This is a genomic window from Hyalangium sp. (assembly GCF_045802625.1).
Lineage (GTDB): Bacteria > Myxococcota > Myxococcia > Myxococcales > Myxococcaceae > Hyalangium.
Window position 1 is genome coordinate 13,725 of the sequence record NZ_JBJMQP010000202.1, and the last position, 18,195, is coordinate 31,919.

At 67.5% G+C, this 18,195-nt stretch carries 15 protein-coding genes; all 15 read right to left on the bottom strand.

The annotated features are described in order from the left end of the window. The gene (locus ACJ8AT_RS33685) at positions 1 to 291 is read right to left on the bottom strand and encodes a hypothetical protein (protein WP_407742070.1); all 291 of its coding nucleotides are present in this window, start codon (positions 289 to 291) and stop codon (positions 1 to 3) included. Between the two features lie 17 nt (positions 292 to 308). Beyond that, a complete protein-coding gene (locus ACJ8AT_RS33690) occupies positions 309 to 947 on the bottom strand; it encodes a DotU family type IV/VI secretion system protein (RefSeq protein ID WP_407742071.1) in 639 nt (212 codons plus the stop codon). Further along, on the bottom strand, positions 944 to 2,593 hold the full coding sequence (locus tag ACJ8AT_RS33695) for a type VI secretion system baseplate subunit TssF (RefSeq protein ID WP_407742072.1): 1,650 nt from the start codon (positions 2,591 to 2,593) through the stop codon (positions 944 to 946). Before ACJ8AT_RS33695 ends, ACJ8AT_RS33690 begins: the two co-directional genes overlap by 4 nt. A 7-nt stretch (positions 2,594 to 2,600) precedes the next feature. Next, positions 2,601 to 3,203 carry a hypothetical protein gene (locus tag ACJ8AT_RS33700; RefSeq protein ID WP_407742073.1) on the bottom strand — a complete coding sequence of 201 codons (603 nt, stop codon included), beginning with the start codon at positions 3,201 to 3,203 and terminating at the stop codon, positions 2,601 to 2,603. Positions 3,204 to 3,246: 43 nt separating this feature from the next. After that, positions 3,247 to 4,896 (bottom strand): hypothetical protein, encoded by a 1,650-nt coding sequence (locus ACJ8AT_RS33705; protein WP_407742074.1) that lies wholly within the window; start codon positions 4,894 to 4,896, stop codon positions 3,247 to 3,249. Then, positions 4,893 to 5,285, bottom strand: coding sequence for a GPW/gp25 family protein (locus ACJ8AT_RS33710; RefSeq protein ID WP_407742075.1), 393 nt, complete (start codon positions 5,283 to 5,285; stop codon positions 4,893 to 4,895). Before ACJ8AT_RS33710 ends, ACJ8AT_RS33705 begins: the two co-directional genes overlap by 4 nt. 1 nt (position 5,286) lies before the next feature. Beyond that, entirely contained in the window at positions 5,287 to 6,540 is a 1,254-nt protein-coding gene (tssK, locus tag ACJ8AT_RS33715) for a type VI secretion system baseplate subunit TssK (protein ID WP_407742076.1), read from the bottom strand. A gap of 32 nt (positions 6,541 to 6,572) precedes the next feature. Beyond that, positions 6,573 to 7,157 (bottom strand): hypothetical protein, encoded by a 585-nt coding sequence (locus ACJ8AT_RS33720; protein WP_407742077.1) that lies wholly within the window; start codon positions 7,155 to 7,157, stop codon positions 6,573 to 6,575. A 44-nt stretch (positions 7,158 to 7,201) separates the two neighbouring features. Further along, positions 7,202 to 8,689 carry a type VI secretion system contractile sheath large subunit gene (gene tssC, locus ACJ8AT_RS33725; protein ID WP_407742078.1) on the bottom strand — a complete coding sequence of 496 codons (1,488 nt, stop codon included), beginning with the start codon at positions 8,687 to 8,689 and terminating at the stop codon, positions 7,202 to 7,204. 44 nt (positions 8,690 to 8,733) lie between these two features. Beyond that, a complete protein-coding gene (gene tssB / locus ACJ8AT_RS33730; RefSeq protein ID WP_407742079.1) occupies positions 8,734 to 9,348 on the bottom strand; it encodes a type VI secretion system contractile sheath small subunit in 615 nt (204 codons plus the stop codon). A gap of 119 nt (positions 9,349 to 9,467) precedes the next feature. Then, positions 9,468 to 10,352: a hypothetical protein gene (locus tag ACJ8AT_RS33735; protein ID WP_407742080.1), complete on the bottom strand. Its 885-nt coding sequence runs from the start codon at positions 10,350 to 10,352 to the stop codon at positions 9,468 to 9,470. A gap of 4 nt (positions 10,353 to 10,356) precedes the next feature. Then, positions 10,357 to 11,346 carry a type VI secretion system protein IglI family protein gene (locus ACJ8AT_RS33740; RefSeq protein WP_407742081.1) on the bottom strand — a complete coding sequence of 330 codons (990 nt, stop codon included), beginning with the start codon at positions 11,344 to 11,346 and terminating at the stop codon, positions 10,357 to 10,359. Then, positions 11,339 to 11,725 (bottom strand): DUF4280 domain-containing protein, encoded by a 387-nt coding sequence (locus ACJ8AT_RS33745; RefSeq protein ID WP_407742083.1) that lies wholly within the window; start codon positions 11,723 to 11,725, stop codon positions 11,339 to 11,341. Before ACJ8AT_RS33745 ends, ACJ8AT_RS33740 begins: the two co-directional genes overlap by 8 nt. Positions 11,726 to 11,763: 38 nt before the next feature. Next, positions 11,764 to 13,443, bottom strand: a complete 1,680-nt coding sequence (locus ACJ8AT_RS33750; protein WP_407742084.1) for a long-chain fatty acid--CoA ligase — start codon at positions 13,441 to 13,443, stop codon at positions 11,764 to 11,766. Positions 13,444 to 13,447: 4 nt separating this feature from the next. After that, the gene (locus tag ACJ8AT_RS33755; RefSeq protein ID WP_407742085.1) at positions 13,448 to 18,181 is read right to left on the bottom strand and encodes a choice-of-anchor D domain-containing protein; all 4,734 of its coding nucleotides are present in this window, start codon (positions 18,179 to 18,181) and stop codon (positions 13,448 to 13,450) included. Between the last annotated feature and the right edge of the window lie 14 nt (positions 18,182 to 18,195).

Here is an 18,195-nt window from a genome sequence, read left to right on the forward strand (position 1 = left end):
TCACCCCCCCTTACGGGCCGTGCTCGGCCCGGAGCGGCCTGCACGAGCGGCCAGTTGGAGTGCCTCGAGCACCTCTTCCAGCTCGTCCATCGACTGCAACAGCTCCTCGTGACGAGCCTCGTGATCCTTGGGAGCCAGGCGTGTACCTCCGGGCTCGGGAAAGAGCGCCGCCACGCCCTCGCGCACCTGGGCCAGCAGCGGCTCGGCTCCAGCGATCAGCGAGCCCAGCTCCGCGCGAACGGACTGCTCCAGGCGCCCCAGTTGGGTCCGGGGCCCCTGCAGCTCCTTCATTCTCTGCGCCTCTTCCCTCATCGTGACAGCCACCAGAGTAGCACTGGTACAAAGACGGCCACGCATCCGGACGCCACGTAGTAGCGCAGCGGGAAGGCCTGAACGAGCGGGGGCTGGATCGGAGCAGGCGGGGGAACAGGCACCGCCTCCGGCTTGGGAATGCGGGCCGCCAGCTTCTCCTTGTACTCACGCAACCGGGCGGTGCTGCCGGCGTAGCGGCCCTCGAAGCCGGCGGTGAGGCAGAAGTGCAACAGCTCGAAGACCAGCAGTGGCGCGACGCGCTGCGCCAGCTTCTCGTCCGCCAGCTCGTAGAAGCGATCGCCGCCCGAGTCGATGCCGAACAACTTCCACTGTAGCAGCGGCCAGTCCGACTGCTCCGCGTCCGCGAGCCGGCGCAGCACCATCTCGTCCACCAGGTAGACGTAGGGGCGCAGCGCCTCGTCGATCTCCTCCTCGCGATAGGCGCCGCCCAGGGCCTTCTGGAGCCCGGCCACCTCGTCCAGGAGCTGGTGCTGGAGCTGGGCCAGACCCTGCTGGCCCACTCGCACCTGCGTGCGCTCCTCACCCGCGGAGGCCTCCGGGGGCAGGAACTGCTCCAGGAGCGCGCGCACCTGCCGGTGGCCCCGGAGGAGGCTTTGCCAATGCTCGAGTTTCATGAGGACACTTTCAGCGGGAAGGAGCCAGCCCCGGCCACGGTGGGCCGCAGCACCACCGAGGCCTCGCCGTTCCATGCCTCTAGCAGATGGTGCACCTGCTCGAGGAAGCAGGCCACCAAGGGCTCGGCGCCGGGCTCGAAGGGCTCCAGCAACATCTCGTAGACGTGCAGCAGGCCCGAGCCGCGCAGCGCGCCATCCGGCGCCACCGTGGCCTTGAGCTCGCGCACCCAGGGGATGACGCGGCGGAACGGCTCCTCGGCGGGCGTGCCCAGGTAGTTCAGCAGCGCGGCCAGCTCGTTGCGCTCCAGGGTGGACTTCACCTTCCAGGCCAGCAGCCGGGTGAGCGCCGCCACGTCGTTGCGCAGCACGCTGTCCCGTTGCGGCTCGAGCCGGCCCACCAGCTGCCAGTCCAGGCCCTCCACGTGCCGCGACGGCGTGGACACGCTCACCTTGCCGACGGCCTCGGAGACGAACTGCGGCTGGTACCAGAGCGCCTCCACCAGCAGCTTCTGCGGCTCGAGGAAGGCCTCGGGCAGCCGCACCAGCAGGCTGTGGCGCGGGCGCAGATCCTCGTCGAGCCCCTCATCCAGCTCGTAGCTGGGGCCCTCTCCCGGGAGGAAGGCCGGGCGCATGGGCGTGCGCCCCGTCTTGTCCAGCACGTACACGCCCGTCACGGAGTGCAGCTGCAGATCCTTGCCGGCCGTCATCCCGCGGATGGTGTACTCGGAGCGGGTGCCGTCGGCGACGATGGGCTGAGCCGGCTCGGCCTTGAGGTTCTCCACCGGCACGACGAAGGGGTGGAGGAAGTCCGGGTACGGCGAGCGGCCCACCGTCCACGCCTTGTCCAGATCCAGGCACAGGCTGAAGCGGCTCCACTCCTTGCGGTGCGAGGGCACCGCCACGTGGAGGAACAGCCCCTGCTCGGGCTGCTGGAAGAAGGCGCGCACGCGCTGGAGCGGGTGCTCGAGGCGGCTGGCATCATCCAGCAGCTCCGGGCTGTCGCCGAAGGAGAACTCGCACGGCATCCCCTGCGAGCCGCTGTCCGCCTGGGCGTCGTACACCACGCCTACCTGCTTCAGGTGGCCGCGCAGCGCGTGGAAGACGGCCAGCGAGGGGCGGTACTCGTCCAGGTGCCGCACGTGCAGGCTGAACATGCCGATGGGATCGCGGCGGGGGAAGCTGGACTCGAAGCGGAGGATGAGCCGGTAGTTGCCATTCGGCAGGCGCACCACCTCGCTGCCGCCCATGGAGATGGGGAGGATGCGCAGGTGGCGCCGCGTGCGGAAGGTGCCCGCCATTCCGTGGGAGGGAGCCAGCCGCAGCTCCGTGCCCCGGGGCAGCACCACCGTCTCGGTCATCTTGTCCCCGGGCAGCGCCTGCACATGCGCCACCGCGGGCAGCGGCCTCAGCAAGAAGTCGAAGAAGGAGGAGAACAGCCGCAGCCAGGTGGAGCGCAGGTTGTGCTGCGTGGCCAGGCGCGTCTGCACCGAGAAGAAGGCCATGGACTCGATGAGGCGCCGCACGTGCGGATCCTCCTTGTCCAGCGGCACCTTGTCATACGAGGTGAGGAACCGCTGCCGGAAGCGCTCCAGCGAGGCCAGCTCGTTCAGGTAGTCCTGGTAGATCAGCTCAGACGAGACGCTCACCGCACCCTCACCCCAGCTTGACGAGCGAGCCGCCCACGGTCGTCATCGAGCCCTTCAGCTCCGCCATGCCCGAGGACTCCAGGCCCAGTTTGCCGTCCCCGGACACCTTCGTCATGGGCGCGGCCAGCTCCGCCTGCGCCTTCCCGGCCATCTTCAAGTTGATGCCTTCGATCTTGTTGTCCCCGCCCGAGGCGATGAGGCTGGTCTGCAGGCCCTTCATGTCCAGGTTGGTGGCCGCCTCGATCGCCACCTTGGCGTTGGAGGACAGCTTCGCGTCCTGGGTGGCGCTCAGCGTGTACTTGGCGCTGGAGGTGATCGTCATGTCCTTGGTGCTCTCCACCTTGAGCGTGTCCTGGCTGTTCCAGCTGGAGGCCTTGGCCGACTTCATGGTGAGCGTGCCGGTGGCGTCCACGGTGAAATCCTTGCACGTGATGGTGACGCTGTCCTGCTTCTGGACGATCGTGCTCGTCTCCTCGGAGCCCTGGACCTTGATGGTGATGCTGGTGCCGTCCATGACCACCGTCTGGGTGATCTGATCATCGGCGTTCTCCACCTTTACGGTGACGCCCTTCTCCTTGTCCAACTCGACGGTGCAGACCAGCTTGCCCATGGTTCCTCGCTTCCTCGGCGGAGCACGGGGGGCCCCCTTCCCCTTACGATTGCTCTTCCTTCACCTGGATGAGCAGCGTGCCCTCGGTGATCTGGATCTTCTGCGTGTCCTTGTCATGGGTGCGCTGCATCAGGAACACGGGCTTGTCGTCCGTGTAGTAGTGCTTGAGGGCCGTCCCGTTCTCGGGAGTCTTCCCCACCAGCAGGGCCACGCCCTGCCCGTCCTGCGGCATGCGCGCCCCGGTGCGCCAGTCCAGGAAGCGCTTGATCCACGCGCGCTGGAAGTCGAGCGCCACCAGCACCCGCTCGCCCTTGTAGGCCGGGAAGTAGAAGTGGCCCGGCAGCAGGTTCGGGTTGAAGGGCGTGGGGATGATCTGGTCCTCGAAGAGCGGGACCTTGACCTTGTACCCGTCCAGCGAGGTGGCCGAGTCCGTATAGGCCTGCCACGTCTCGTCCTCGTCCGCGCCCTGCTCGCTGACGATGAAGCCCTCCACGTAGCGCGGGTAGAGCGGCGGCTGCCACGCGGGCAGATCCACGTACGTCTCGTCCTGGGGCTCCAGCCGCGTGCTCATGCGGAAGGAGAAGAGCGAGTAGCCGTCGCCGTACACCTCCTCCTCGGCTTCGCTGGCCACCTCGGCGTACAGGCGCAGGGTGCGCACGCGCAAGGTGGCATCCTCGGCCACGCCCGCGGCGCCCCAGGCCTCGTTGGGAGGCAGCTTCACCAGCGCCCCGGGAGCGAACGCCGTCTCGGGGAACGAGCGCCACACCAGCTCCAGCTCCGCGCCGCGCGCCTTCAGCCGCGCCGTCTCCAGATCCACCCGGGCCTGCACGTCGTCCGAGATGGGGGTGCACAGCAGCACGTCCTGGCGGATGCCGGTGACGACCTGGTCCTGCGGCACGTTCTGGGTCTGCGGGCTCTCGGCCAGGGCATTGAGCACGTTCACTTCGTGGCGGATGACCTCGGGCAGCAGCAGCTCCAGCGAGGACAGGTTGCTGGTGTAGAGCTGCTGGGGCGTGCCGGACGAGTCCTTGGCGGCCGCCAGCTTGTAGCCGTGCGTCGTGTAGTCGTGGGTGAAGACCCCGTGGTTGCCGTGCACGTACCACAGCACCCAGTCATAGAAGCTCGCGCCTCGCTCGGGCTCCAGCCCCACGAAGATCATGGAGTGCTGGGTGCCCAGCTTCGCGTCCCAGTCGTAGGCGAGCTGGATCTTGTCCCCCTTGTGCGCCTCCAGCACGTCCTTGACCGTCTTCTGGGTGTAGAGCGCGCAGGGGTAGTGCTGCCGCCAGAGCAGCCGCGCCGCGTCCAGGAAGCGGATGCCGTAGCGGCGGTGGAGGATCAGATCGCTGTCGCCCGTGGTGACGGCTTGCTCCTGGAGCGTCTTCTCGGTGACGTAGCCCTTCACCGTCAGCGGGGTGTAGGTCGGCTCGGAGGAGGTCCCCGGGAGATCGGCCTTCACCTCGATCGACACCTCGACCAGATCCGGCTTGAGGAAGTCGGCCAGCAGCTTGTCCTGGTCCTGGCCGCCCTGGCTCTGGTTGTCGGTGAGCATGAACTCCACCTCACCCTCCAGCCCCCAGCTCCACAGCTCCAGCGCCAGGCGCTTGATGCTGCCGGAGATCACCTTGTGCGCCGTGCCGGCGATGGTGAGGGTGAGCGTCACCGCCAGACGCTCCTGGAAGGTGGTCTCCCTCATGGCTCCTCGTCCTCCTCCACCCGCACCTGGCCGCTCACGGTGTGGAAGAGGATGCGCAAGGTGCAGGGCTCACCGCTCAGCGTCCCCGTCAGCACGAAGTGCAGCCACAGCCCCGAGTCCCGGCCGCGCAGCTCCAGCTCCGCGTCCTTGAGCCGAGGCTCATGCCGCTCGACCGAGCTCAGCATCTCCCCGGTCAGCGTCTTCATCAGATCCTGGGTGCCGAACTTCTCCGTGTAGCGCCCCAGGCCAAAGCCCTCGACGAAGTAGCCGTAGCCCTCCTTGGTGTTCAGCACGGACTCGAGGTTCAGCCGCACCCGCTCCAGCTCGCCATCGCCGCTCTGGCGCTGCCAGGAGCTGGTGAACTTGTCCATGAAGGCCGGGCGGCTCATCTCACGCCCTCCGCCAGAAGAGGAACACCTGGTGGCCCTGCAGCGCCGGGGTGACGAAGAAGGCCATGCCGTTGTCGCGCAGGGCGTACTGCCACTCCTCCCCCAGCGAGAGCTTGTACCAGGTGATCTCCGGCCCGAAGGCGTGCGGGAAGCCCGGGTGCTCCACGAGCTTGAAGGGAATGCCTCGCAGCGCCAGCCGGCGCACCACCGGCAGGCGCGAGGGGCTCGCCACCTTCACGCCCTCCATGGAGGGTGGATGGCTGGGATCCTCGCTGCGCACCAGCAGGTACAGCTCGCTCTCCACGCCCGCCTCCAGCGCGGGCAGCGGCGAGAGGATGAACTGCCCATCCTTCACCTCGAAGGGTTTGTAGGTGAGCCGCGTGTCCTTCGGGTGGAGGGCCCGGCTCAACAGCTGCACCCAGCCCCACAGCCCCGCGCCGAGCTCCGTGTGCACGTACGTGGGCAGGGCCCCATCGGGCTCCAGCTCCAGGTAGCAGCAGACCTCGAAGTAGAACCGCCGGAGGGCGTCGAAGAAGTGGTACGGGTGCGGGCAGATGCCGTTGGCGATGTCCGAGCGCAAGGCCTGCAACCGGCGCACCTCGAGCAGGGTACGGCGGGCGCTGGCGAGCCGATCCGGGCGCTGGTAGCTGTCCAGCAGCAGCGTGCGCAGCTGGCCGTGGGCCTTGTCCAGCAGCGCGTCCACCTGGCCCAGCAGCTCGTCGAGGAAGGGGTTGGGGCCCACCAGCAGCAGCGGCGGCACCTTCTGCGCGTCGGGGCGCCACATGCCCTCGAGCCCCTTGGAGAAGGACACCAGCTGCAGCGAGGACAGCGCCCTGTCCACGGACTGCTCGCTGGAGAGCTGCATCCGGTGCAGCACGCGCTGCACGTTGGGAGGCTCGCCCGAGTACAGGGGCACGCCCTCGGTGCCGCGCATCTCCTCCAGCAGGTGCAGGTAGACAGTCACTTCCGCGCGGCCCGTGGCCTCCAGCGAGAAGGACGGCAGCGCGGCGTTGCCGGGCACATCCACCAGGAAGCCGCCCGGCATGACGGCGGTCAGCAGGGAAAGCGACAGGCTGCCCTCGGCCAGCAGCGCCTCGCTCCAGGCGAGCGAGGCGATACCGACCTGAGGCAGCCCGGTCAGCTCCGCATGCAGCCGCGCTTCGGACGAGAGCGCCTCGTCCTGAGCGCGAAAGTGCTCGGGAAGGAGCGTCTGGCCAACCTGCCAGCGGACCCGCGCGAGCTTGTGGCGCTGCATGGTATCGGTCCTATCGGAAGAGCTGCCCTTGCCTACTTCGCCGCAGTCTCGGTGACGCCCCACTGCTTGACGATGTTCTTGCCCGAGCCCGTGGCCAGGTTCACCGTCTGCTCCAGCGTCTGCGGCTTGATGCCCACCTGCAGGGTGAAGTTCTTCGGCGACTGCACCTCGCGGGACTCGTCGTCCGCCACCGACAGGTTCAGGTCATCCCCGCTCTTCTCGAGCAGGCCCTTGAGCGCCGCGTCCGAGTAGTTGGACTTGAAGTACTTCTTGGCGAGCGGATCGTACTCGTAGACGGTGTACTGGAACTCGACCTGGATGTTGGCCCAGGTGCCCATGAGGGCCGCGGACAGCACCTGCTTGTTGGAGGTGGACACCTGCGCGGACAGGTACATGGCGTCCGTGGTGCCCGTCTCCCACAGGTAGTGGTTGAGCACGCCCACCACCTTGTTGGCCAGCGCCTTGTCCGGCTGCTCCGGATCCTTGATCGTCTCCTGATCGGCGGTGAGCTCGATATCACCCAGCTTCAGCTTGGTGATGTAGCCCACGGAGTTCTGCTTGTCCTTCTTGAAGTTGAAGCCCTGGTAAACGTCCAGGGCACGCGAAAACTGTGGCATTGCCGCCTCCTCTTGTCTGAATGGAAATTACGACGAGTGCCTGATCAGCCCAGGCGGGACTCCAGCATCAGCTCCACGTTGAGGCCTTCGAACTGGATGTGCGGCAGCACGGCGACCTTGCAGTCGTACCAGCCGATCTCTCCGGGCCGCGCCTCCACCATGATGTTGGTGGCCTTGAACGGGAAGCGCCGCAGCGTCAGGTCATCCGGGTTCACCACCGTGGTGACGTAGCCGGACAGCCACGCGTCGATCTGCCGCTGCACGTAGCCGGCGTCCGCGGTGCTGCCGATGTTGTCCCGCATGATGCTCTTGATGTAGTGCGCCAGCCGGGTGATGGAGAACGTGTAGGCCATGTTGGTGACCAGCTGCGAGTTCTCCGAGTCCTTCGGGTCCTTGAACTTCTTGGCCCGCTTGATGGACTGGGTGCTGAAGAACGTCGCCTCACCGGAGCCCTTGCGGTACACCAGCGGGATGAAGCCGTTGCGCGCGAACTCGTACTCGCGGTAGTCGGGGATGGCGATCTCCACCGGCGCCTGGATCATCTTCTGCCCGCGCAGGGTGAAGGTGTCCACCGACAGGCCCGTGACGAGGCCGCCGCCCTTGGGGCCACGGATGGACTGGCACCAGCCGGACTGCTCGAAGGACTTCACCAGGTTGCGCCCCATCAGGTACGCGGTGTTGCCCCAGAGGTACTTCTTGGTGTCGCCCTCGGCGTCCTCCTTGAAGTTGAGCACGTCGCAGGGGTTCTTGTCCGGATCCCACGGCAGGCGCACCACGTAGCGCGGCAGCGTCAGGCCAATGTACGCGGCCTCTTCCTTGTCGCGCAGCTCCATCCACTTGCTGTAGCGCGGGTGGCTCAGCACGCCGTCCAGGTTCTTGAGCGACTCGAGCTGCTCCACGCTGTCGCAGTCGAAGAACTTCGGGCTGGCCGCGGCGATGAACGGGCAGTGCGCGGCGTTGGCCACCTTGCCCATGCGCTCCAGCCACGTCATGTCCTGGCGCGAGGAGGTGAAGTCGTACAGCCCCAGCATGACGCCGTACGGCCGGCCGCCGAACTGGTCGTACTCCTTGATGTACATCTTGTCGAACAGGGCGCTGGAGAAGATGTTGCTCGAGTTCTTCTCGAAGTCCTCGGCCAGCTCCTCCTTGTCCACGTCCAGGATGTCGATGGTGATGTCCGCCTGGAAGTTGGTGTTGTTGACCAGATCCTCCAGCCCGCGCCACGACGCCTCGATCTTCTGGAAGTTCTCGTGGTGGATGATCTCGTTCATCTGCGCTTCGATCAGCTCGTCCACGCGGGCGATGGCCTTCATCACCTCGCCCTTGTCGAAGCGGGTCTGCCCGGCGTCGTCCTGGATCGGCTCGACGTTGTAGAGCATGGCCGCCAGGGCGGACATGAAGCGCTCTTCCCCCGGCACCTGCATATCGTTGGGGACGGGGACCAGGCCCGTGCCCACCAGCGGCTGGGCGTTGGTGGGCATGTCGAGCCCGCGAACCTCGAACAACTCCTTCAAAACGTTCTTTTCGGCCATGAGCTACGTGCTCCTCGGCAAAGTCAAAAAATAAGGGTGGAAGATCAAGCCTTGGCGGGAGCCACGGCGGGGGCAGGAGCGGGGGCAGGAGCGGGGACGTTCGTCGCGGGGAGCGCGGGCTGGCCCTCTTGCGGCTTCGCGGCGACCGCGGGCAGGCGCATGCTGGCGTAGCTCTTGAGCTGCTCGCTCTCCAGCAGCTTCTTGAGCTCGTCCTTGTTGGAGAACAGCTCGTAGAGCTTGCGGCGCAGATCCTTGCGGTTGTCGATGTCCGACTGCATCTCCATCAGGAGCTTGCGCAGCAGCATCAGCGCCTTGAGCTTGGGCACGTGGTTGACGATCTCGTCCGGGTGGAAGGACTTCATCCGGTCGATGGGCAGCTCCACCGCCATCTTCCCTTCCCCATCGGCGCTGAGCTTGTCATCCACCTCGAAGGCGACGGACATGCCCATGTCCTTCATCAGATCGTTGAGGTTGGAGCCGTTGACCGAGCGCAGCTTGCGCTCCTCGACATCCACCTGACGATCCTTGGAGCGGCCGAGCGAGAAGTCACCGAGCACCACGACGCGGAAGGGGAGCTTGACGTCCTCCTCCTTGCCATTGATGTTGGTGCGGTAGATCAGCGTGATACGAGACTTGGGCAGACTGTCCTGAATGGGCACGGCTTCTCCTTGCACGGCGCGGCTACACGTTCCTTGGGAAACCGATGCCCCCCGACTCCGCTGCAGGACGCGCCCGCGGTGTTGATAGTCAACACTCTAGGGAGATCAGTTCAGGGGGGTCAAGCTAGCGGCCCAGATGAGTCACCGCTTGTCTGAGTGCTTGAGGTATCCCCTGAAAAGAGAAGGACTTGCTGAGCTTCGAGCGCGGCCTCTTGCAGGGCGTCGTAGCCAAGGTGGCTGGATCGCTCCAAACGTAGGACACCTTCCTGCTCGTGCATCACGAGGATCACCGTGAGCATCAACACCGTCTCGGAGAGCAGGGGCAAGAGCTCCGCTTCGAAGCGGCGGCGAGCCTCGAGGGCCCACGGCCGGCCGTTGCTGGAGAAGGGCTCGCGGCAGTGGATCTTCACCTCCACGCCGCCGGTGGGGATGGAGGCGAAGCCGCCCATGGAGTCGCCCTCACCGAGCGCGCTGGCTCCCAGCCGCATCTCCTTGGCGGGCACCTGCTGCTGGCGGACCTCGCGGCGCACGGAGATCTCCGCCTCGGGATAGTTCTTGCTGAAGATCCAGTGCAGGGTGCTGGGGCAGGTGGGGCGCAGCAGGCGCAGCCGATCCGGGGCCGCCTCGGGCCAGCCGGGCAGCAGGTCCGGGTTGCGCTCGGGGAACAGCCCCGTGAAGCACTCCTCCAGCAGCAGGTGATCAAAGTAGCCGATGAAGCGCTCGAGCCTGTCGTGATCGAGCTGATCCATCGTGCGCATCATGAACGAGGGCAGCGGCGACTGGGCGCTGAACAGGCCCATGTTCACGGTGATGATCACGCGCTTGCGCGGCTGCTGGAGGAACTGGATGTCGTGCACCAGGTGGGCCTGGCGCACGGTGGTGCGGTGGCTGCGGTACTCGATCTCGGCATCGCCGTAGCCGTGGGTGGCCAGCACGTCCAGCAGCGCGGGGATGTCGAAGCCGCGGATGCGGTCGCGAATGCGCTGCTCGACCGGGCCGTCCATGGCCCTACTCCTCCGCCTCTTCCGCCTGCTTGAGGAAGGTGTCCAGGTCGACGCGGTAGAGCTGATCCAGCGCGCGGAAGGACAGCGCGTCGGTGCCCTGCAGCAGGGGCTCCACCTGCTCGGCGTGGGTGCTCAGCCCGGCGAAGAAGCGGGAGAACAGCGAGGGCAGGTACACGCGCGGATCAAAGCGCTCGATCACCGCCATCACGTCCGCCGCCACCACGGTGGCGCGCGTGAAGTCCTCGCGCTCGACGAGCGTGTTGAACGCGGCCAGCTTGCGCATCAGCTCGGCCATCGCGGGAGAGACCGGGATGGAGGGCCCGGCCGTGGCGGCGGAGGCAGGCCGCCCCGGCTCGGAGGGCTCGCGCTCGTCGGGCGCTTCCTCGGGCCCCGGCTCGGACGGCTGCGCGGAGACCGGCTCGGGCAGGGACTGCAGGTGCCCTTCCAGCCACTGGGTCAGGCGGCGGAACGGAGCCTCGCAGCCATTGCTGGGCAGCACCCTGCTGAACGAGGCGAAGATCTCCTCGCTGAGCGTGAGCGCCTGCTCCAGCGGCTCCCGGTTGGCGGGAGCGCTCCAGGCCTGCCACGTCTGATCCTTGAGGCGCTCATGGTGCTCCAGGTGCTTGTTGAGCACCTTGAGCAGCCAGCGCAGCCCCCCGTCGGCGAACACGTCCTTGCGCTCGCGCGGGCCGAAGAACTGCCAGTTGCGCAGCAGCATGCTGGAGAGCGACTGGAACATCGCGGGCATCGCCGCCATGCCGCCCTCGAGGAAGAGCCCGAGCAGGTAGGGGCCCACCAGCCGCACGTCGTAGAGGCCCTCGCGCAGCAGCGCCTCGGAGGCCCGCGCCGCGTCGAGGTAGGAGCTGCGGGCCACCAGATCATTGACCTTGCTGATCCGCTCATCCGAGCTCTCCAGGTCCGGAGCCTCGGCCTCCAGCAGCTTGTCCAGGAGGTGGGGATCCAGAGGAGAAATGACCTTCGCGGGTTCAGCCATCTTGCACCGTGAACTGCCCAGGGACGACGACCTGGATGACGCCGCCCCAGTTGCACATGCACTTGGAGTTGCTCTCCAGGGCCGGCATGTTGCCGATCAGCACGGTGGGGCACCCCGGCGCCCAGGGGGCGGCGGTGGCGGGCACGCACGGCATGGGCGTGAGCACTCCCAGGGCCGCCGCCGTCGCCGCGGCCACCATGGGGTTGGCCGGCGACTGGCACATGCCGAAGGGCAGGATGTTGAGCATCGGTTTGTTGTCCATGATGTTGGCCGCGGGAGTCGTGGCCAGCACCTTGTTGGTGGGCAGCACCGTCAGAGAAGAGGGCGCGACCCCGAAGCTGCATTGCAACATGGCCCCCGTGACGACCTGGACTCCCATGGTGCACTCCCTGGCAAGAATGGCGCGGAGCCCCATCCTCACACAGCCGGCTCTGCTTTTTCCAGCAAGTGGCCTCGCAGCGCCGTGAGCGCCTGGAAGAGCGGATCCGCGCTCTTCCGGTACAGCGCACCCGTCAGGTACTGCGTGTGGCACCAGGCCTCGTCTACCTGCCCCTTCACCTTGCGAGGGTACAGGGGGATGAAGTCGATGCGGTCGGGCATGTGCTCGGCGCCGAGCTCCAGCTCGATGCAGCGACGCACCGCTTGCAGCCATGGACCCGACTGCTGGGGTTGGGCTCCGGTGAAGAGGAGCAGCACGTAGCGGTAGTGGCCGGCCACCCCACCCGTGGGGGCGGGAACCACCGAGGCGCCGCGGCAGAAGGCCAGCCCCTGCACCACCTCGGCGACCTCCGCGGCCGGGTACACGCGCCCTTCCCTCCGGGCCGTGCGCGGTCCGCCGTAGTGGTACACGCCATAGGAGCGCGTCAGCGCCAGGTAGCCAGGCGGCCGCTCCTTGTCGGGCAGCAGCGAGAAGACGCCCAGATCTCCCGGCGCCTCCTGGCCGCTCATGTTGACGTCGCCCAGCACCCAGCTGCGTCCCGGCGCCGGAGGGCTCTCCGTGTGCAGCTCCCTCACCCGCCGCGGCGAGACGAGGACCGCCCCGCCCGCGGAGGGATCCACCAGGACGTTGGAGGATGGCACCGAGGACACGCCGCACTGCTTCACCCAAGCCCGCCAGGCCACCCAGTCAATGGGCTCCTCGGGGTTGCGGAACCAGTGGCCCACGCTCTTCAACTGCGTGCGGGTGCGCAGCAGCAGATCCCTCACCGTGGGAGTGACGCCGAGCGCTCGCAGCGGCTGCTCGTTGATCAGCGCCGGGTTCGCCTCGAGCTCCGCCACCTCGAGGTGAAGATACGTGGCCCCTCGCAGCAGCGTGGTGAAGAGGAAGGCCGGCATGTGCTGCAGCGGGTGGTAGCCCGGAGCCGCCAGGTGCTCGCCCGCACCGAGGCCGAAGGTGAGCAGCCCGTCCACCATCGCCCCTCGCCAGGCCTCCTCCGCCTTCAGCACCGCCGGAGTGCCCGCCGGCTCCACCAGGGGCGAGAACAACAAGCCCACCGGCTCCTCGGGTTTATAGGTGTGCGAGGTGAAGGCCGGAGAAGCCTGGCCGCGGCTCTGCAACACCTGCTTCTCGAAGCCCTGCAGCAGCAACAGTTGGTGCGGCTCCGTGGCGATGTGATCCGGGCCCAGCTCGCCCAGGCGCTTCGCGATGAAGCGCCGGCCCTGCGGTGGCAGGAAGCTGATGCAGGCGCCCACCCCCAGGGCCGCGGCCAGCGAGATGAGCAGCTCGCTCCCGATGGGGTAGAGCAGGCACACCTTGGCCCCGGCCTTGACGCCCTGCCGCGCCCACTCGGTGGCCCGCCGCGCGGCCTGATCCTGCAGCTGGCGGTAGCTCAGCGCCTGCCAGCCGCTCCTGCGATCATAGCTGCGCAGGGCGAGGCGATCCGTGGTGCTGTGGCGGACCACGAGATCGTGGAAGAAGTCGTAGTGCTGGCCGGCCCGGCTCTTGAGGGGCGCTCCACGGCCCACGTGCGCCACCGCCAGCGCCGCGGCGAAGCCTTCTGGGTCTCGCCAGCTCTCCTGCTGCCAGTCCGGCACCCCGGACTCCGCGGGGGTGCCGGACTCGAGCTGCTCGAGGATCCTCCTGACGTCGAAGGGCATCCGGCTACTCGCGCCTCCGCCGCCGCGCGCGCAGGGCCACCAGCGCCAGCAGCGCCAACAGCCCCGTGCTCTCCGCCGAGGCGCTCGTGCTGGAGCACCCTCCCCCGCCCTTCCCCATGAGCTGGCGGCCATGGCCCGTCACGGAGATCTCCGCCTCGGGCTCGGCCTCATTCTGCAGGTACACCTGCACCACGTTGTCTTCCTCGCCCGCCGCCTCGGGGATGAACGAGACATCGAACGTGACGCTCCCACCCGCTGCCAGCGGACCGCTATCCAGCGTCTTCGTATTCAAGGAGAAGTGCGTCCCCTCGAGGGTCTTCAGCTTCACCACCACCCGCTGCTCCTGGGTGGAGCTGTTGACGACGGTGATCTGCTTGGGCTCCACCGGGCTGCTCACGTCCACCCGGCCAAAGTCCAGGCTGCCCGGATCCACCGTGAGCAGGTGCTGCGTGGCCCTGCCCTTCAGCGCGACATCCAGCGTGTGCGGCTGGGCGGGCCCCAGGGTGTCGAAGGACAGGGTGGCCTCGGACAGCACCTCGCCAGGGGGGGCGTAGTTGATCGTCAGGGTGGTGAACGCGCCCGGCCCGATGACTCGCCCCTCCACGGGGGCGTCCAAGGCGATGCTGAACGAGTCCTTGTCGATGCTGCGCGGCACCAGGACAGGCCTGGCGAGGGTGATCCTCTCGCTGCTCAGGTTGGTGATCTGCAGCGTCCTCGGCCGAGGCTGGCTCCCCAGGCGCACCACCCCGAAGTCCAGCGGCGAGGGCGTGGCGGAGAGCACGGACGGAATGCCCTTGCCGTGCAGCGTCACCGTGCGCGGCACGGGCGAGTTGCCGAAGACGAGCTTCAACGTGCAGTTCACGTCCGCCTCCGACAGCGCCGTGAACGTCACCGAGAGCTCCTTCGTGTCGGCAGGCTTCAAGTCGATGGGCAGCGCCGGCTTGGTCACGGCGAATTGAGAGGCCCCATCTCCCTCCACCGTGACGCTGGAGAGCGTCAGCGTCGTGTCGCCGCTGTTGGTGACACGCACCACACGCGCGCTCGAAGCCTTGTTGAGCAGCTGGTACCCGAAGTCCAGCGCCGTCTCCGAGACCTGGATCTGCTGCCCCACGCCTGCTCCGGACAGCCCCACCGTCGCGGTGGGCGCCGTCACGTCGTTGGACTGGAGCTGGATCTGAGCGGAGAACAGCCGCTCCGCGTCCGGCTTCAGCGACACCGACACCGTCGTGGAGACCTTCGGTGGCAGGACCGCCGGCAGATCCGGCGCCGTCATGATGAAGGCCGCGGCGTCGGGGCCCACCAGCTTCATGGTGCTCAAGGTCAGCGGGCCGTTGCCAGTGTTGGTGATCTTGACCAATTGAGGCGCCGAGGCGTTGCCCACCAGCACGTTGCTGAACGCCAGATCCGTGGGGAGCAGCTGCATGGTGGGCGAGGTGCCTCGCCCGCCGACGGTGGCCGTCACGACTCCGCTGTCCGACACGACGTTGGTGTAGAAGTTGGCCTTGGCCTGGCGCAAATCCGCCTTGCTGGGCGTGAACTTCAACCGGACGAGCTTGCTCGCCCCCGGATCCACCACCAGCGGCAGCGCCACCGAGCTATCCAAGCTGAAGTCCAGGGAATCGCCCGCGCTCGCCGTCGTATCCGCGAAGGCGATGTTCGAGACGGACAGCGCCTTCTCGCCCACGTTCTTGACGGAGATGTCCTGGGTGATGGGCACCCCCACGTTGGTGGCGCCGAAGTAGATGTCCGTGGGCTGCAGCTCCACGGCCGCGGCATCTCCGGTGCCCGACATCGCCAGGTTGAACGTGGTGTTCTTTTGGGCATCGCTGGTGATGACGGAGGTCGCCAGGGTGTAGCCGCGCTTGCTCGGCGTGTAGGTCACGATGAACGGCCAGGTGGCGTCCGGCTGCAACACCAGCCCATTGGGCAACCCCGAGACCGTGAACTGCAAATCCGAGGGGGCCACCACCGTGCTGATCGTCAGCGGGTAGGCGCCCGTGTTCTTGAGCACCACGCTCTGCTGCACGCCCGTGCTCCCCACATCCGCGTGCCCGAAGGCGACATCGCTGGGCGTGAAGCTCATCTGGCCATCCACGCCCGTGCCTGTCAGGTCCAGCTGGGGCACGCTCCCATAGGCGTTGCTGATGATGGAGAGCTTGCCGGCCCTGTCCCCCAGCGTGCTGGGGCTGAAGGTGACGAACAGGGCCTGCTTGGCGCCCGCGGCCACCGTCAGCGGGTAGACCGGGGAAGAGTCCAGGGCGAACTCGGCGTTGGAGAAGGACAGCCCGCTGATCTGCAGCTCGGCCTTGCCCGTGTTGGAGACGATGACCGGCAACGAGCCGCTCTTCTTGTCCACGCGCTGCGCGCCGAAGTCGAGCGAGGTGACCGACACCTCCGCCTTCGAGATGATGCCGTTGCCCGAGAGCGCCACCGTGGGCTGCTGAGGCAGATCCGTGTTGATGGTGATGGAGCCTGTCGTCGGCGTTCCGTCCGCCGACGGCGAGCTGGGATTGAACTGGACCGTGACGGCGTAGGAGGTCCCCGACTTGATCTTGTGCGGGAGCGTGTCCACCGTCTTGAAGGAGAAGGGCCCCACCACGGTCAGGTTCTGCAGCTCCACGTAGGCCTCGCCCGTGCTGTTGGTGACCGTGAGCGTGATGGTCTGCGCGGTGCTCTTATCGTTCACCCGCACGTCTCCGAAGAAGATGCTGGAGGGGCTGACGCTCATCTGGGGGTTGGCCCCAAAGCCGCTCAGGGGCAGCGAGGTGGGGCTGCCCGGCGCATTCGAGACGATGTTGAGGGTGGCGCCGTAGCTGGTGGTCTGTGTCGGCGCGAAGGAGACCTGGACGTCGAACTGCCCGCCCGCGGGGATCGTGAACGCGCTCTGCCCGACATAGGAGAAGGTGCCGGAGGGCGACACCGTCGGAGCGCTGGTGATCTTCAGCGGGGCCCGGCCGTCGTTGTGGATCGTCACCTTCTGCTGCAGGGTGGTGCCCACGCGCACGCCGGCGAAGTCGAGCGAGGGGGGATCCAGGGTGATGCTGGGCCGGCCTCCATAGCCCGTCAGCGCCACGTTCACCGACTCCCGGCCCACCGTGTTGGTGGTCAGCGTCAGGGTGGCATCCGCCTGCCCCACGACCGTGGGGGTGAACGTCACCGTCAAGGGCAGGCTCTGCCCGCTGGCGACATCCAGCGTACTGGGGCTGATGGTGTAGAACGCGGCCCCCGTGCCCGTCAGCGTGGGGTTGCTGATGTGCAGGTTGCCCGAGCCGGTGTTGCCCACCGACAACGTCAACGTCGAGGAGACGCCGACCTCCTTGTCCCCGAAGGGGAGCGTGTCCTGCACGGTGACCGTGGGGTTCACCCCCACCCCCGACAAGGCGACCGAGACGGTCGGTTTGCCCACGTCATCCGTGTTGAGGGTCAAGGTGGCCGTGGCCGTGCCCACGACGGTGGGCGAGAAGGTCACCGTCAGGTTGCGGCTCTGTGTTCCCGGGACATCCAGCGTGCTCGGGCTGACGCTGTAGACCGTGGCGCCACCGCCGCTCAGCACGGGGTTGGTGATGTGGAGCGTGCCGGAGCCGGTGTTGCTCACCGCCAGGGTCACCGTCGGGCTGGGGATGGCGCCCACGCGCTGGTCCCCAAAGGAGAGCGTGGCGGGCACCGAAGCGACAGGGGCCACGCCGGTGCCCGTCAGGGTGACGGTGACGGTGGGCTTGTTCACATCACTGGTGGTGAGCGTCAGCGTGGCGGACGTGCTGCCCTCGGCGGTGGGGTTGAACGACACGTTGATGGTTCCCGTGTCCTGGGCCCCCACGGAGAGCACGTTCGGCGTGAAGGTGAAGTAGGCCGCGCCTGGGCCGCTCTTGGCGATATTGCTGATGCTCAGGGTGCCAGAGCCGGTGTTGCCCACGACCAACGGCATCGTCACCGCGGGGGTGTTCAAGCGCTTCTCTCCAAAGGGAAGCGTGAGCGGCACCGAGATGGTGGGATTCACCCCTGTGCCCGATAGATCCACGGCGATGGTGGGCCGGGCCACATCATTGGTGCTGAACGTCAGCGTGGCCGAAGTGGCCCCTGGCACCGTCGGCGTGAACGTCACCGTCAGGTTCAGGCTCTGGCCGGATGGCACATCCAGCGTGGCCGGGCTGATGCTGTAGCGCGCGCTGTCCGTCCCGCTCAGCACCGCGTTGGTGATGTGCAGCGTGCCGGTGCCGTTGTTGCGCACCCCCAGCGCCATCGTCGCCGCGGGGGTGGCTCCCACTCGCTGCTCTCCGAACGCCACCGTGGAGGCCACCACGGCAATGGGATTCACCCCCGTGCCTGACAGCCCCACGGTGATGGTGGACTTGGCCACATCATTGGTGGTCAACGTCAGCGTGGCGGAGGTGGCGGACAGGGCTGTGGGGGTGAACGTCACCGTCAGGTTCAAGATCTGGCCTGCCGGCACATCCAGCGTGGTGGGGCTGACGCTGTAGCGCGCGCTGTCCGCCCCACTCAGCACCGCGTTGGTGATGTGCAGCGTACCCGTGCCGCTGTTGCGCACCCCCAGCGCCATCGTCGGCGCGGGGGTGGCTCCCACACTCTGCTCTCCAAAGGCCAGCGTGGAGGCCACCACGGCGGTGGGATTCACTCCCGTGCCTGACAGCGCCACGGCGATGGTGGGCTTGGCCACGTCACTGGTGCTCAGTGTCAGCGTGGCCGAAGTGGCCCCAGGCACCGTCGGCGTGAACGTCACCGTCAGGTTCAGGC